Raw genomic sequence first — 13044 nt, forward strand, 5'->3', positions numbered from 1 at the left:
TGGTGCGGGTTATTTATCAGAATGAAGTGGCCGAATGCGGCTATGCGTGTCTGGCCATGGTGCTGTCGCATCACGGCCGGGCGACCGAAGTACGCGAGTTGTCGAGCTACAAGCCCATTTCGGCGAACGGGCTGAGCTTGATGGACCTGTACGATGTCGCCACCGATTTCGGCCTTGCAGTGCAGGCATACCGGTTCGATCCCAACGATCTCTCGCAGGTCAAGAGGGGCTCGCTCATGCATTTCGGCGGCTCGCACTTCGTGGTGTTCGAAAAGGCGAGTCACGGCTACGTGCGCGTGCTCGATCCGGCAAGCGGCCGCCGGCGTATCTCGATGGACACGTTCCGCTCCGCCGTCTCCGGCTTTCTGCTGGAGTTTGCGCCTACGCCGCAAATGCCGCGCATCCGCGCGAAATCGCGCGTGCCCGCAGCGTTGAAGCGCGTGCGCGCACTGAATCCGGACCTCACGGCGCTCATCGCCAAGGTGCTGTTCGTCGCGCTCGGCAGTCAGTTCGCCATTCTCGCCGCGCCGTACTTCGGCAATCTGGTGCTCGACTACGTGGTCGCCGCGGACAATCGCAACTTGCTGAACGTGCTGATCATGACGTTCGCAAGCATCTTCGTGCTTGGCGCGCTGAGCGAATTCGTGCAGAAGTATCTGACCGAATTGCTCTACAACGTCACGCAGATCAACATGACCGAGGGGCTGATCGGCCATTTGCTGCGCAATCCCATGTCATGGTTCGAGAAGCGTCACGTCGGCGACGTCTTCGCGCGCGTGAAGGCGCAGGACGAGATCAGCGTGTTCGCGACGCGCTCCGCCATTTCCTTGCATATCGACCTGGCAGTCGGCGCACTCGCGCTCGTGCTCATGTTCATTCAGAGCCGCCAGCTTGCCGTGGTCGCGCTCGTCGTTTTCGCCGTGTATGTGGCGGTTGCGCTCAGCATGTTCGCGGCCATGCGCGACAATCACGCGCTCGTGCTCGAAACCTCGGCTCGTTGCGACGACTCGCTGATCGAGACCATCCGCGCGGCTTCGCTGCTCAAGCTCGCGCAAGGCGAGACCCGCCGCACGGCCATCTATATGACCGTCTACAAGGCTTATGCAGCGGCGCTTCTCAAGAGCAGCCGGCTGACCTGCACGCGCGACGGCATGCTCAAGCTCGTCAATTATGCCGATACCATCATCATCACGTATCTGGCGGCGCGTCTCATGCTGGGCGGCAAGGTGTCGGTCGGCGTGTTCTATTCGTTTCTGATCTACAAGTCGCTGATGTCGGAGCGCTTTGCGAGCGCCATCAACGCGATGTTCCAGTACTTCATGCTGAGCGTGCCGACCGCGCGCGTGGACGATATCGCCGAGAACGAGAACGAACGCTATACGCCGCTCGCGGATGCGCAGCGTGCCACCGAAGTGCGTCATTTCGAGCGTATCGACGTGCGCGATGTGACGTTTAGCTATGGCATTTCGGACCAACCGGTTCTGAAGAACGCGAGCTTCGAAGTGCGCAAGGGTGACAAGATCGTCATCACGGGGCCGTCGGGTAGCGGCAAGTCCACGCTCTTCAAGTTACTGTCGGCGGCCGAGCCGTTGCAGGAAGGGCATATCGCGCTCAACGACATCGCCTGGCCGAATCTCGCCGTCGATGAAATCCGCCGGCATCAAGCGCATATGCGTCAGGGCGACATCATCCTGCACGGATCGATCGCGGACAACATCACGCTCTTCACGGGCCAGGCGGACGAGGAGCGCATCCACAAGCTGCTCGACGACGTCGGCTTGTTACCCGACATCATGCGTTTGCCAATGCGAACGCGCACTGTCATCAGCGACACCATCGCGAATATTTCAGCGGGGCAGCGGCAGCGTCTGTTGCTGGCGCGCGCGCTCTATCAAAATCGAGAGCTATTGCTGCTCGACGAACCGACCTCGAATCTCGATCCTGCATCGGTGAAGCATATCGCCGGGTTGTTGCGCAATCTCGATCGCACCGTCGTCGTGATTACGCACGATATGTCGCTGGCTTCGGCTTTCGATACGCGCTATCGCTTCGAGGATGGTGGACTCGTGCGCGAAGGCCAAGCGCCCGTGGTTGCGACGCCGGAAGAAGAAGCTCATGCATAAATCGTTGAAGCGCATCTTGCTGCTCGGTATGTTGATACACGCGTCGTTCGCCCATGCCGACGATCTCATGGCGGTCGTTCAACAAACGCTCGGTCACGACGCCGAATTCGCGCAGGCGCGCGCAAGCTACGAGGCCGCGAAGCAAGCGGTGCCGATCGCGCGCGCCGCATTGCTGCCGCAAGTCGGAGGCGGCTGGGGACGCGCGTATAACCGCATCGTCATGGACGGCTTTCCGCGTCAGGACTATTGGCAGAACGGCTGGATGGTGACCGTCTCGCAACCGCTCTTCGACTGGAGCAAGTGGACCGCGTATCGTCAGGCGGATTTCACGGTGGCGCAAGGCGCGGTGGACTTCGCGGGGGCGCAACAGGCGTCGATCCTTCGCGCGGTGCAGGCTTATTTCGATGAACTCGCCGCGGAAGACGAGCAGAAGCGCACGGCGGACTATCTCGCGGCCATCGACTTGCAGCTCGATCAGGTGCGTCGCAAGCGGGCGGCGGGTGAGGCCACGCTCATCGACCAGCGAGAAGCCGACACCGCGCGCGAACAAGCCCAATTGCAGCAGGCGGATGCGCAGGAAGATGTATCGACGAAACGCCGCGCGGTCGAGCAAGTCACCGGCCAGCCGTTCTCGGCGTTACTTGCGTTGCCCCCAGGCATGACCTTGCCCGCCCTTTCCGACGGCGAAGAGTCGTGGACCGAGCAGGCGAAGGCGTCCAACTATTCGGTACAGTCGAAGCAACTCGGCTGGGAGATCGCGAAGTTCGATACCGCGAAGGCGCGCGCCGCGCATTATCCCGTCGCAAGCATTACGGGCACTTATCAGCCTGCGGGCGCTGCATCCGGCTACTCACGGCCTACGACTACCACCACGGCCATGTTTCAGGTGCAGATACCGCTGTTCTCGGGCGGCGAGGTTCAGGCGCGCGTGAAGCAGACGCTCGCGCTCGCGGACAAGGAGGAGCAGGCGTATCTGCTGGCATCCAGGCAAGCAGAAGCGTCCGCGCGCGACAACTTTGCTCGCTATACGCGTCAACGGATTCGGGTGGATTCGCTCACGCATCTCGTGCAATCCTCGCGAGACACGCTGGATGCCACGCAGATCGGCTACAAGGTCGGCAGCCGTTCGGGCACGGATGTGCTTCGATCCATCGACGCGCTTTACACCGCGCGCCGCGATCTGCTGCGCTCTCGCTACGATGCCATCGTCGCGTTCCTGAAACTGAAGGCCGATGTCGCGACCTTGAGCACGAACGATATCGAGGCCATGAACGCGAAGTTGTGTTGCAGCGCGCAGACGGCGCTCACGGAATCGGCGAAAGCGAGCGGCGGGTCGTTCTAGTCCGCGCTCGCTCCGCGTTTCACCGCTCGCACCACGCGTGCGAGCGCCTTCAATGCATCGGCGGGGGAGTCGGCGAATTGCGCGGCGACTATGGCGCCATCCACGGCGAGCGCCAGCGCTTGTGCATCGGCCTTGGCTGTGCGCGATGCCGGCATGAGTGCGCGAATTGCCGCTGTCATATCCCGCTTGTGCCGCCGCGCGATATCCACGGCCGGCGGCAACGTGCCGCCCACTTCCACCACCGAATTGATGAACGCGCAGCCGCGATACGTGTCGCCGCCGAACCACTCGGCAAGCGCGGGCACGAGCGCTGAGAGCGAGCCGCCGTGACGCGCGAGCGCGTCGCGAAACCACGTCATCCAGTTCTCGTGACGGAACGCGAGGAACGCGACGATCAGATCGTCCTTGCTCGGAAAATAACGGTAGAACGTTTTCTTCGCGACGCCCGATTCCGCGATCACCCGGTCAATGCCGGTCGCGCGAATGCCGTCGCGATAGAAGAGATCGTGAGCCGTTTGCAGGATGCGCGCGTCGGGCGTGAGTTCCGTGACTTCGTTATGCGTATTCATGCAATCGATTGTAGACAGGTTCGTCTACCTGCGCTAGAGTAGGCCGCAGGTAGACAGACCTGTCTCCCTATATCGACTACACGTCAGAGCGCAAAGGAGAGTTCGCCATGGAAAGCAAACCGCCGTTCCCGCCGTTTACCGCCGAAACCGCCGTGCAGAAAGTCCGTGCCGCCGAAGATGGCTGGAACACGCGCGACCCGAAGAAAGTCGCACTGGCTTATAGCCAGGACACCCGCTGGCGCAATCGCGCGGAATTCGTCGACGGGCGCGCTGCCGTGGAAGCGTTCCTGCAGCGCAAGTGGGATCGCGAACTGGACTATCGACTCATCAAGGAACTGTGGGCGTTTACGGGGAATCGCATTGCCGTGCGTTTCGCTTATGAATGGCACGACGATTCGGGCCACTGGCATCGCAGTTATGGCAACGAGAACTGGGAATTCAACGAGGCGGGTCTCATGACGCACCGCCACGCGTCGATCAACGACTTGCCGATTCGGGAAGCGGATCGCAAATATCATTGGCCGCTCGGACGTCGGCCGGACGACCATCCCGGCCTGAGCGATCTCGGCTTTTAACACGCGCGTACGCTCACATGTTGCGACGGCGGCGAAACGCCCACCATCCCGCGAGCACGGTAAAGCTCGCGACGATCAACACGAGCAGCCAGAAGCCGTGATGATTTTCCGCGAGCGGAATGCCGCCCACGTTCATGCCGAAAAAACCCGCGACGATATTGATCGGCAACGCGAGCACGGTCACGAGCGTCAGCGTGAACAGCGTGCGATTGCTCTGCTCGTCCATGCGCGTCGCGATCTCTTCCTGCAAGAGCTTGATGCGCTCGACGAGTCCCGCGAGATCGTTGAGCACGAGCGAAAATTCCTCGGTGGCGTCGCGCAATTCCTGAATGTCCTGCGCGTGCAGCCAGCGCGGCGGACGCGCAAGCAGCCGGAATACCGAGCCCGGTTCCGGCGCGAGCAGGCGTTGCAGCCTGACGAGCACGCGTCGCAACGCGCCGAGATCCGAACGGCTCGTGGGCGAATGCAGCGACAGAAAGCGGTCTTCTATGCCGTCCACTTCCACGCTCGTGCGCCGCACGATCTGCACGAGCAATTCCGCCTGATCGCGCAGCAGATGCGCGAGTAATTCCGCGGGCGAACGAAACAGCTCGCCACGTCGCACCGATTCGCGCAGGGAGTCCACGGAACGCAGCGGCTTCATGCGCGCGGTGACGAGAATCTTGTGATGCGTGTACGCCCACAAGGTGGCGATCTCGGACGGCGTCAGTTCGAAGTTGAAGATCACATCGTTGATGACGGCGAACAACGCGCCTTCCTTATGCTCGATGCGCGTCGAGTGCGAGCCTTCGCTGAGCGTCTCGAAGAACGCGTCGGGAAGGCCGAGCCGCGTGCGCATCCAGCGTTCGCACGCGCTATTGGCGAGATCGAAGTGCAGCCAGATGAATTCCTTCGACGTATCGTCGCGGGCGAGCCAGGCGCTCGCGGTGTCGGCGTCGATGGCAACGCCCGGCTGGTCGAGATGAAACCGGAAGCCGCAGACGAGGCCGGAGAAGTCGGAGCCGTAGGACGGTCTATGCAGGGTAGCGGGATTCATGCGGGCGGTCGGTGGCAGTGGCTAAACGGCGTCATCGATATCGACTGGCGTGACAGGGCGGCAGGCGTTAGTGTGCCATTGCTCGCGCGTCTGTCGAATGGGGCGCGCGAGCCAGGTTCTTCATACCCGTGCAAATATGGCTGTCACAAAGCGGGCGTATCATGGCGCAACGCAAGAAGGGCGCGGCGCGCCCTCGCATCGGACGATATCGACGCGATTCATTTGCCCAAACCGGGGAGAGGCAAGAGTGGACGACCGTGATGAACTGGATGGCGATACGCAAACCACGGCAGCAGGCGTGGTCCGGCTGGCTTCGGTGATCGCTGTTCTCGTGCGCGAAGGCGCGGTGGATACGCGCTTTGGCGGCAAGCTTTTCAAGCGGATCGACAAGGAAGCCCGGCGCGTGGCGGAAAACGAAGAAGCGGAGCGGGACGCGGTTTTCGCGGCGCTCGGCGAACTCGATCTGGCCTTGCGTCAGCACGACGCCGCATCGCTCGTGGAAGCAAACGCGCGCCTGCGTGACCGCGAAGAAGTGGTCGCGGGCAAGCGTCGCAAAAGCAAAAAAGACTGACCGCGCACGCCGAGAAGCGGCGGCGCGCGTCTCTGGTCCGAAACCTGCTGGCTGTTCGGCAAAATGAATTTGCCGGATTGCCATGCCTCTGACTTCGCTGACCTCGTCTTCTCAACCGTGTTCGCTGTGGACCAACCGCAGCGTCGACGTCGACCGTAAGCAATGGCGCATTCTCATCGTGGATGACAACGCCACGAGCGCCGAGGCACTCTCCGCCGCCTTTCTCGCCGATGGCTTCGACACGCGCGTCGCGCTCGGCGGCCTGGAGGCGCTGCACGCGGTGGATCGTTGGAGCCCGCATATCGTCATTCTCGATATCACCATGCCCGAGCACGACGGTTTCGCCACCGCCCGCGTCTTGCGCCGCGTGGCTCAGACGCGCGACGCCGGGATCATTGCGTTTACCGCGCTCGGTGAAGAACTCGTCAGGACGCAAGGGCTTCACGCCGGTTTCGACGGTTATTGCCAGAAGGGCAGTTCGCCGGCCGCGCTCGTGCGGCTCATCGAAAAGCTCGTGCAGGTGCATTGAGAGATAACGCCGGAAATCAGCCCGAGTTACCCGTCTATTGCACGCTCGTGCGATAAATAATCGTTTTGCCCCCGCTAAACAAAGCTCGCGCCGCTGCTGGACTGCATCGTCCGCAAACCCTTATCCGAAAAGGCTGCTCAGAATTTAAGCACAATCGTGCTGCCAGCGATTGTTGGTTCAGCGTGAAAAGTGTATTGAAAGATATCGAGATAAAAAAACGATAGTAGGGGTATACACTGCATTTCATCGACGTAGCAGACAGTTTCTCGCAAGACCGCTGCGGCGCTTTCTGATTGAACGTCAACCGTCTTTGGAGCTCACCATGAAACGCAATCTTATCGCTACTCTCTTGATCGCCGCTTCCGCCACGCTCGCAGCACCCGCATTTGCAAGCGGCTACGGCCCGGCTCCGTTCTACCGTCCGGCAGTCGGCGCGCCGAGCTCGCAACAAGGCCCGAGCGCACAAACCATTGCTGCTGAAGAAGCGGCTCATGGCGACAACCGCGCTTTCGGCGGTTCGCGTGACTCGCTGGCTCAATCGGGCAATCGTGCGCAAGCCAACGGCGACAACAACGCAAACTCGGTTTTCTTCGGTCACTGATCGAAGCAGTCCGGCCGGATTATCATTCGGCTAAACGGACTGACCAGTACGCAATAAGCAAAGAAAACGGCGCCCGGAGAAACAGACTCACAAGGTCTGTTTTCTCGGGCGCCGATTTCGTTTGATCGCTCGGTTTTCAGGCCGCGTTGGCCAATGCGCCGCGCATGACGGTTGCGAGTTCGGAAGCCTCGAACTTCGACACATACGCATTCGCTCCGACTTTGCGAACGTGCTGCTCGTTCGCGGAACCCGAAAGCGACGAGTGGATCACCACCGGAATATGCTGCAAACCGGATTCCGCCTTGATCCGTCGCGTGAGCGTGAAGCCGTCCATTTCCGGCATTTCCAGGTCCGTCAGCACGAGCGCGATCTGATCCGACACTTCCGTGCCGTCTTTCTGCGCCTTTCTGAGCGCCGATTCCAGCACGTCCCACGCTTCCTGACCGGTCTTGGTCATGACGAAGGGCACGCCCATCGCGGTGAGGCTCTGTCCGATGAGCGAGCGCGCCACGCCCGAGTCGTCCGCGGCGAGGACGCGCGCGCCGGGCTTGAGCCGCAGGCGGCCGGTGCTTTCCTCGGTGATATCCGATTCCTGCCCCGGCAGCACTTCCCGCACGATGCGCTCGACATCCAGCACTTGCGCAAGACGCGATCCGTCGACGTTGCCGTCCAGCCGCGCGAAGCTCGTTACCGTGCTGCCGCCCGAATGCGATTCCGCCGACAGCACCTGATTCCACTCCAGCCGCACGATGTCATCGACTTCCTCGACCGCGAAGCCCTGCGTGGTACGCGCGAACTCGGTGACGAGCAGGATCTTCGGACCGTTTTTCGGCCGGCATCCGGTGATGCGCGCCAGATCGATCACGGGAATGATCTGCCCGCGAATGTCGGCGACGCCGAGAATTTCCGCGCTCGATCCCGCGACGGCGGTGATCGTCGGCATCGCGAGAATCTCGCGCACCTTGAACACGTTGATGCCGTAGAGCTCGCGCTGTTCCGAACCCGGCGCCTCGCCGAGCCTGAACAGAAGCAGCTCGAACATGTTGCTGCCCGCGAGCCGCACGCGCTGCTCGATATCCTGTTGTGAACTGCTCACCTTTGTCATCTCCATGAGCGGCGCCTCATTGCGCCGCTTGATGCGCGCATCGCGGCGCGCGTGTCTGATTAGCGGCACGAATCGACAAAACTGAAGGCGACGCGCCTTGCGCGCGCAAACGCAAGTCCAGCGGGCTTGCACAAACATGCGAGCGGACGGGCGCATATCCGCGAGCCGGGGTTGATCTATACTTTTTCCACGGTCGGACTTTCGCCGATGCAGCCGGTCACTTTTAAGCCCGCGCTACATGTCGCACGACGAACTGCCTCGCCCGTTACGCGCAACATCGGTTCCGCACAACAAAAGCGCGTGTTCATCGGCCGGTGAGCCGCGCGAAGCCAGACGGAGGCGCTCGATGGCAACAGTCGCACAGGTACTCAGTTCCAAACCCGATCAGACGGTCATCACGATCGCGGCAACTGCATCGGTCTACGATGCAATCAGATTGATGGCCGACCGCCATATTGGCGCGGTGATCGTCACGGAGAACGAGGAGATCGTCGGGATCGTGACCGAGCGCGACTATGCGCGCAAGGTCGTGCTGATGGACCGTTCGTCCAAGCAGACGCCGGTGCGCGACATCATGACCTCGCACGTGCGTTACGTCCGCCCCGACCAGACCACGGACGACTGCATGGCGCTCATGACGGAAAAGCGCATGCGCCATTTGCCGGTGATCGAAGACGGCAAGCTGACCGGCATGATTTCCATCGGGGACTTGGTGAAGAACATCATCTCCGAGCAGCAGTTCACCATTCAGCAGCTCGAGTACTACATTCGCGGCGGCGAACATACCTGATCTGCCTTGAGCGATGGCGCACGCTTGCGCGTGCGTCTCGTCATGCAGCTGTAAGCATTTTGTTATGATTCGGCAGATACTCGCCGGGCTTAGTTGCGTGCGTGTCGGCGGGACGTGGCGTCTTAAGCGCGCTTCCACGGCACGTCGGCGGCCAGGCGGGACGAATCGCACGATGCCAGGAGCGCTGCCGATGACCCCGACCGCCACACCCGTCATACCCGCCGAACCTGCTCGAGGCGCGGAACAAGGGCAGACACTTGCGCCGCACGCGCCGTTTTTTATCGTGATGAACGCGGGATCGGGCCGCAAGCAGGCCGATGAAACTCGCGCCGTGCTGGACCGCGAACTTGGCGCGGCGGGCCGGCGCTTCGAAATGTGCGTCGTCGATGACCCCGGCCGTTTGCCCGCCGCCGCGCGCGAGGCGGCACAACTGGCGCTCGATCAGGGCGGCGTGCTGGTCGGTGCCGGTGGCGACGGCACGCTATGCGCCGTGGCCGAAGCGGCGCTTACGCGCGGCGTGCCATTCGCGGTGCTGCCGCGCGGCACGTTCAATTACTTCAGTCGCGATCACGGTATTCCCGCCGATCTCGAGCTTTCCACCCGCCTGTTGCTCGAAGCGCGCGTATTTCCCGCGCAGGTGGGCTACGTGAACGGCCAGATGTTCATCGTCAATGCGAGTCTCGGGCTTTATCCCAAGCTGCTGGAAGATCGCGAAACCTACAAGCAGCAATTCGGCCGCAGCCGTTTGGTCGCGCTGTGGTCCGCGCTCAACACGCTATTGCGGCGGCATCGGCATTTGCGGCTGCATATCGAGCATGAAGGGAAAGTGCGCGACATCCGTTCATCGACGCTCTTCGTCGGCAACAACCGGCTGCAACTCGAACAGATCGGCATGGCCGAAGCCGGCGCACTGGAACATGGCTTGCTCGTCGCCATTGCGCCGCGTCCGGTCGGGCGGCTCGCGCATCTGTTCCTGTCCTTGCGCGGCGCGGCAGGGCGGCTATCCGACTCCGATCACGTGACGAGTTTCACATTCGAGCGCATTACGGTGACGCATCCGTCCGGACGACGCCGTCGCGTGAAGATCGCAACCGATGGCGAAGTGGCGTGGCTGCAGATGCCGCTGGAATTCCGCGTTTCCGACAAGCCATTGCTGCTGCTCAAACCCGAGCCGGTCGTGGCCGAAGCCAATCGCTCATGAACGTTTTGCTGCAAATATCCGATCCGCATTTCGGCACCGAACGCCCGACGGTGGTGGCGGCGCTCTTGCGGCTTTCCGATGCCATCTCGCCCGATCTAGTCGTCGTCTCGGGCGACATCACGCAGCGCGCGCGGCGGTATCAGTTCGCGCTGGCGGGCGCGTTCTTCGATGCCCTCGGCACGCGGCCCCGGCTCGTCATTCCCGGCAATCACGACATTCCGCTCTTCAATCCGCTCGCGCGGCTTTTTCGTCCGTATGCGAATCATCAGCGCGTGTTCGGCGCGGAGCTCGAGCCGTCGTTCGAATCGGACACGCTGCTCGTGCTCGGCGTGAACACCACGCGTCCGTTCCGTCACAAGGACGGCGAAATTTCGATGCAACAGGTCAAACGCGTTTCCGCGCGGCTCGAAGCGGCAAGCGCGAAGCAATTGCGCGTGGTGGTCACGCATCAGCCGGTTGCGGTCACGCGCGCGAAAGACGAGGCCAACCTTCTGCATGGACACGAGCGCGCCGTGCAGCGCTGGGCGCGCGCGGGCGCCGATCTCATTCTCGGCGGCCATATTCATCTGCCCTACGTGTTGCCGCTGCACGATACCTTCGCCGGCCTGCCGCGCAAGCTGTGGGCGGTGCAGGCGGGCACGGCGCTGTCCCGGCGCACGCGCGGGACCATCGACAATTCGGTGAACGTGATTCGCTACGACGGGTCTTCGGGTACGCGCAGCACGACCGTCGAGCGCTGGGACTATGTGGAAACGAGCGAGCGCTTCGAGCTGATCGCGCGTCACGATCTCGCGCTGGATAGCGCCGCCGCCGAACCGGCAACAGTCGCATCCGCCTGATCGACGCTCTTGGAGCGCTTCGTGCTGCTGCAACTCAGGAAGCTATGTACGCCGGATGACGAGTTCCGCGAAACCTGTCGCGGGATCGTGCTCACGCGTGTAGCGCTCGTCCGGCAACTTTGCGATCAGCACTTCCGCCGTCGTGCGCACGATGCATCCCGCCGTGACGTGGCCGCCGAAGACGCGGCCATCGGCATCGGAGATGCTCATGTGCAGATGCGGCCCATCCGCCGATAGCGATCCCGCCAGCGTCAAGATTTCGAGGTCGCCGCGCAGAACGGTTGCCTCGTCGCGCCCGGCATAGCGCAAGGCAGCCACGCTCAAGCTGCCAATGCCTTGCAGGACGAACGCCGCGCCCGCTTCTTGCGCGCTTTTTTGCGAGCGAACTGCGAGATCGAGCGCGAGGCGCAGGTCATCGCCGGGAGAAAGACGCAGGGTAAGCGTGTGCATGGAAGATTCACCGCGAGCGTGAGCGTGAGAATGAGCGTAAGTCGAAGGAATGCCAACAAGGGTACACGTTCGCACGGCCCGATGGCATGATGGACCGTCGCTTGCATCGCCAACAAACCGAATGGAGACGCCATGAGTTTCGAACTGACGATGCTGGCCTGGACGCTCATCCTCGCTCTCGTGCAAGTGCTGCTGCCCGCGTTCTTGCGCAACAAGGAGACGGGCCTCAGATACAACGCCGGTCCGCGCGACGGCCCGGCGCCGCCGCCGCGCAAGCTCACCGGGCGTCTGATGCGAGCGCAATCGAACCTTTTCGAGACCTTGCCGATCTTCGCTGTCGCGGTGCTGATCGTGCATGTCGCCGGGCGCGAAAATGCGCTTACGCACTATGGCGCGCTCATGTATTTCGTCGCGCGCCTGTGCTACGTGCCGCTTTATGCGGGCGGTGTGCCGTTCGTGCGCTCGCTGGTGTGGCTCATTTCCATCGTGGGTATCGTGTTATTGCTCGTGCCCATCATCTGACGCGTGATTGAACGTGATCGACCTCAAGGGAGTGATTGCATGTCCGCACAACCGTACGATCCATCGGTAGTGGAAGTCGAAACCGCGCCGGACCCCGAGTTCGCGGTGATCCTCATGCACGGACTCGGCGCGGATGCCAACGACTTCGTGCCGCTCGTGCCCGAACTGCGTCTGGCCGATGCCCCCGCCATGCGCTTCGTGTTTCCGAACGCGCCGGAGATTCCCGTAACCGCGAACAACGGCTACGTGATGCGCGCGTGGTACGACATCCTGTCGTTCGAAGGTATCAACCGGCGCGTGGACGAGGCGGGCATCGAGACGTCTGTGGCCTTCGTGCGCGAACTCGTCGCGCAGCAGAACGCGCGCGGCATCGCCTCCGAGCGCATCTTTCTCGCCGGCTTTTCGCAGGGCGGCGCGATGACCTATCAGGCGGGACTCACGCATCCGGAAAAGCTCGCGGGGCTGATCGTGCTGTCGGGTTATATCCCGTCGAAAGGCTTGATCGATGCCTCGTTCAGCGAGGCGAACCGCGACACGCCGATCTTCGCCGCGCACGGCAGCTTCGACGACGTACTCAACGTGCGGCTAGGCGAGGAAGCCGTGGAATTCGCGCGCGAGCAGGGCTGCACGGTGGAATGGAATACGTATCCGATGCCGCATTCGGTCTGCATGGAGGAAGTGGAAGCGCTGCGCGAGTGGCTGGGTGCACGGTTGCGCGAGGGTTGAAGCGCCGCGTTGGTATGCCCGCCGATCCGCTTCGGCAAGGTGCAAGCCGCAGCGCGTCGGCATTG

15 protein-coding genes are annotated in these 13044 nt (G+C 62.3%); 11 read left to right on the top strand and 4 right to left on the bottom strand.

The features are described 5' to 3' along the window. Positions 1-2: 2 nt before the first annotated feature. Entirely contained in the window at positions 3-2123 is a 2121-nt protein-coding gene (locus NCT03_RS17030) for a peptidase domain-containing ABC transporter (protein ID WP_250493350.1), read from the top strand. Then, the gene (locus NCT03_RS17035; RefSeq protein WP_250493229.1) at positions 2116-3465 is read left to right on the top strand and encodes a TolC family outer membrane protein; all 1350 of its coding nucleotides are present in this window, start codon (positions 2116-2118) and stop codon (positions 3463-3465) included. Before NCT03_RS17030 ends, NCT03_RS17035 begins: the two co-directional genes overlap by 8 nt. Here NCT03_RS17035 and NCT03_RS17040 read toward each other — a convergent pair. Next, complete coding sequence (locus NCT03_RS17040; protein ID WP_250493230.1) at positions 3462-4034, bottom strand: TetR/AcrR family transcriptional regulator; 573 nt, start codon at positions 4032-4034, stop codon at positions 3462-3464. The two genes, NCT03_RS17035 and NCT03_RS17040, sit on opposite strands and share 4 nt — an antisense overlap. Before the next feature lie 107 nt (positions 4035-4141). Here NCT03_RS17040 and NCT03_RS17045 point away from each other — a divergent pair, with 107 nt between their 5' ends. After that, positions 4142-4609 carry a nuclear transport factor 2 family protein gene (locus NCT03_RS17045; RefSeq protein WP_250493231.1) on the top strand — a complete coding sequence of 156 codons (468 nt, stop codon included), beginning with the start codon at positions 4142-4144 and terminating at the stop codon, positions 4607-4609. Between the two features lie 13 nt (positions 4610-4622). Here the strand turns inward: NCT03_RS17045 and NCT03_RS17050 are convergent, their stop codons facing one another. Next, positions 4623-5645 carry a transporter gene (locus NCT03_RS17050; protein ID WP_250493232.1) on the bottom strand — a complete coding sequence of 341 codons (1023 nt, stop codon included), beginning with the start codon at positions 5643-5645 and terminating at the stop codon, positions 4623-4625. Positions 5646-5892: 247 nt separating this feature from the next. Here NCT03_RS17050 and NCT03_RS17055 point away from each other — a divergent pair, with 247 nt between their 5' ends. The 3 genes from NCT03_RS17055 to NCT03_RS17065 all read left to right on the top strand — a co-directional run bounded on the left by NCT03_RS17055 (position 5893) and on the right by NCT03_RS17065 (position 7346). Next, complete coding sequence (locus tag NCT03_RS17055; RefSeq protein WP_244828535.1) at positions 5893-6216, top strand: hypothetical protein; 324 nt, start codon at positions 5893-5895, stop codon at positions 6214-6216. 82 nt (positions 6217-6298) lie between these two features. After that, a complete protein-coding gene (locus tag NCT03_RS17060) occupies positions 6299-6745 on the top strand; it encodes a response regulator (RefSeq protein ID WP_250493233.1) in 447 nt (148 codons plus the stop codon). Positions 6746-7067: 322 nt separating this feature from the next. Further along, positions 7068-7346 carry a hypothetical protein gene (locus tag NCT03_RS17065; protein WP_244828532.1) on the top strand — a complete coding sequence of 93 codons (279 nt, stop codon included), beginning with the start codon at positions 7068-7070 and terminating at the stop codon, positions 7344-7346. Between the two features lie 136 nt (positions 7347-7482). On the opposite strand, the gene NCT03_RS17070 is transcribed toward NCT03_RS17065, so the two are convergent. Continuing rightward, positions 7483-8442: a chemotaxis protein gene (locus NCT03_RS17070; RefSeq protein ID WP_244828531.1), complete on the bottom strand. Its 960-nt coding sequence runs from the start codon at positions 8440-8442 to the stop codon at positions 7483-7485. A 355-nt stretch (positions 8443-8797) separates the two neighbouring features. Here NCT03_RS17070 and NCT03_RS17075 point away from each other — a divergent pair, with 355 nt between their 5' ends. The 3 genes from NCT03_RS17075 (at position 8798) to NCT03_RS17085 (ending at position 11281) form a co-directional block, all read left to right on the top strand. Then, positions 8798-9241, top strand: a complete 444-nt coding sequence (locus NCT03_RS17075) for a CBS domain-containing protein (RefSeq protein WP_244828530.1) — start codon at positions 8798-8800, stop codon at positions 9239-9241. A gap of 190 nt (positions 9242-9431) precedes the next feature. Beyond that, positions 9432-10442, top strand: coding sequence for a diacylglycerol/lipid kinase family protein (locus NCT03_RS17080; protein WP_250493234.1), 1011 nt, complete (start codon positions 9432-9434; stop codon positions 10440-10442). Continuing rightward, entirely contained in the window at positions 10439-11281 is an 843-nt protein-coding gene (locus NCT03_RS17085) for a metallophosphoesterase family protein (RefSeq protein WP_250466715.1), read from the top strand. Before NCT03_RS17080 ends, NCT03_RS17085 begins: the two co-directional genes overlap by 4 nt. Before the next feature lie 42 nt (positions 11282-11323). Here the strand turns inward: NCT03_RS17085 and NCT03_RS17090 are convergent, their stop codons facing one another. Beyond that, positions 11324-11731, bottom strand: coding sequence for a PPC domain-containing DNA-binding protein (locus tag NCT03_RS17090; RefSeq protein ID WP_244828521.1), 408 nt, complete (start codon positions 11729-11731; stop codon positions 11324-11326). Between the two features lie 132 nt (positions 11732-11863). Between NCT03_RS17090 and NCT03_RS17095 the strand changes: the two genes are divergently transcribed. Both NCT03_RS17095 and NCT03_RS17100 read left to right on the top strand, forming a co-directional pair. Next, positions 11864-12253 (top strand): MAPEG family protein, encoded by a 390-nt coding sequence (locus tag NCT03_RS17095; protein WP_244828519.1) that lies wholly within the window; start codon positions 11864-11866, stop codon positions 12251-12253. A 39-nt stretch (positions 12254-12292) separates the two neighbouring features. Then, on the top strand, positions 12293-12979 hold the full coding sequence (locus tag NCT03_RS17100) for an alpha/beta hydrolase (protein ID WP_250493235.1): 687 nt from the start codon (positions 12293-12295) through the stop codon (positions 12977-12979). Positions 12980-13044: the final 65 nt, after the last annotated feature.

This window comes from Caballeronia sp. GAWG1-1, from assembly GCF_023631465.1.
Taxonomy (GTDB): domain Bacteria; phylum Pseudomonadota; class Gammaproteobacteria; order Burkholderiales; family Burkholderiaceae; genus Caballeronia.

Excerpts from the sequence above, each read along its gene's own strand:
- NCT03_RS17035 (WP_250493229.1), top strand. The coding sequence starts at position 2,116 with ATGCATAAATCGTTGAAGCGCATCTTGCTGCTCGGTATGTTGATACAC.
- NCT03_RS17040 (WP_250493230.1), bottom strand. The coding sequence starts at position 4,034 with ATGAATACGCATAACGAAGTCACGGAACTCACGCCCGACGCGCGCATC.
- NCT03_RS17045 (WP_250493231.1), top strand. The coding sequence starts at position 4,142 with ATGGAAAGCAAACCGCCGTTCCCGCCGTTTACCGCCGAAACCGCCGTG.
- NCT03_RS17050 (WP_250493232.1), bottom strand. The coding sequence starts at position 5,645 with ATGAATCCCGCTACCCTGCATAGACCGTCCTACGGCTCCGACTTCTCC.
- NCT03_RS17060 (WP_250493233.1), top strand. The coding sequence starts at position 6,299 with ATGCCTCTGACTTCGCTGACCTCGTCTTCTCAACCGTGTTCGCTGTGG.
- NCT03_RS17065 (WP_244828532.1), top strand. The coding sequence starts at position 7,068 with ATGAAACGCAATCTTATCGCTACTCTCTTGATCGCCGCTTCCGCCACG.
- NCT03_RS17075 (WP_244828530.1), top strand. The coding sequence starts at position 8,798 with ATGGCAACAGTCGCACAGGTACTCAGTTCCAAACCCGATCAGACGGTC.
- NCT03_RS17080 (WP_250493234.1), top strand. The coding sequence starts at position 9,432 with ATGACCCCGACCGCCACACCCGTCATACCCGCCGAACCTGCTCGAGGC.
- NCT03_RS17085 (WP_250466715.1), top strand. The coding sequence starts at position 10,439 with ATGAACGTTTTGCTGCAAATATCCGATCCGCATTTCGGCACCGAACGC.
- NCT03_RS17090 (WP_244828521.1), bottom strand. The coding sequence starts at position 11,731 with ATGCACACGCTTACCCTGCGTCTTTCTCCCGGCGATGACCTGCGCCTC.
- NCT03_RS17095 (WP_244828519.1), top strand. The coding sequence starts at position 11,864 with ATGAGTTTCGAACTGACGATGCTGGCCTGGACGCTCATCCTCGCTCTC.
- NCT03_RS17100 (WP_250493235.1), top strand. The coding sequence starts at position 12,293 with ATGTCCGCACAACCGTACGATCCATCGGTAGTGGAAGTCGAAACCGCG.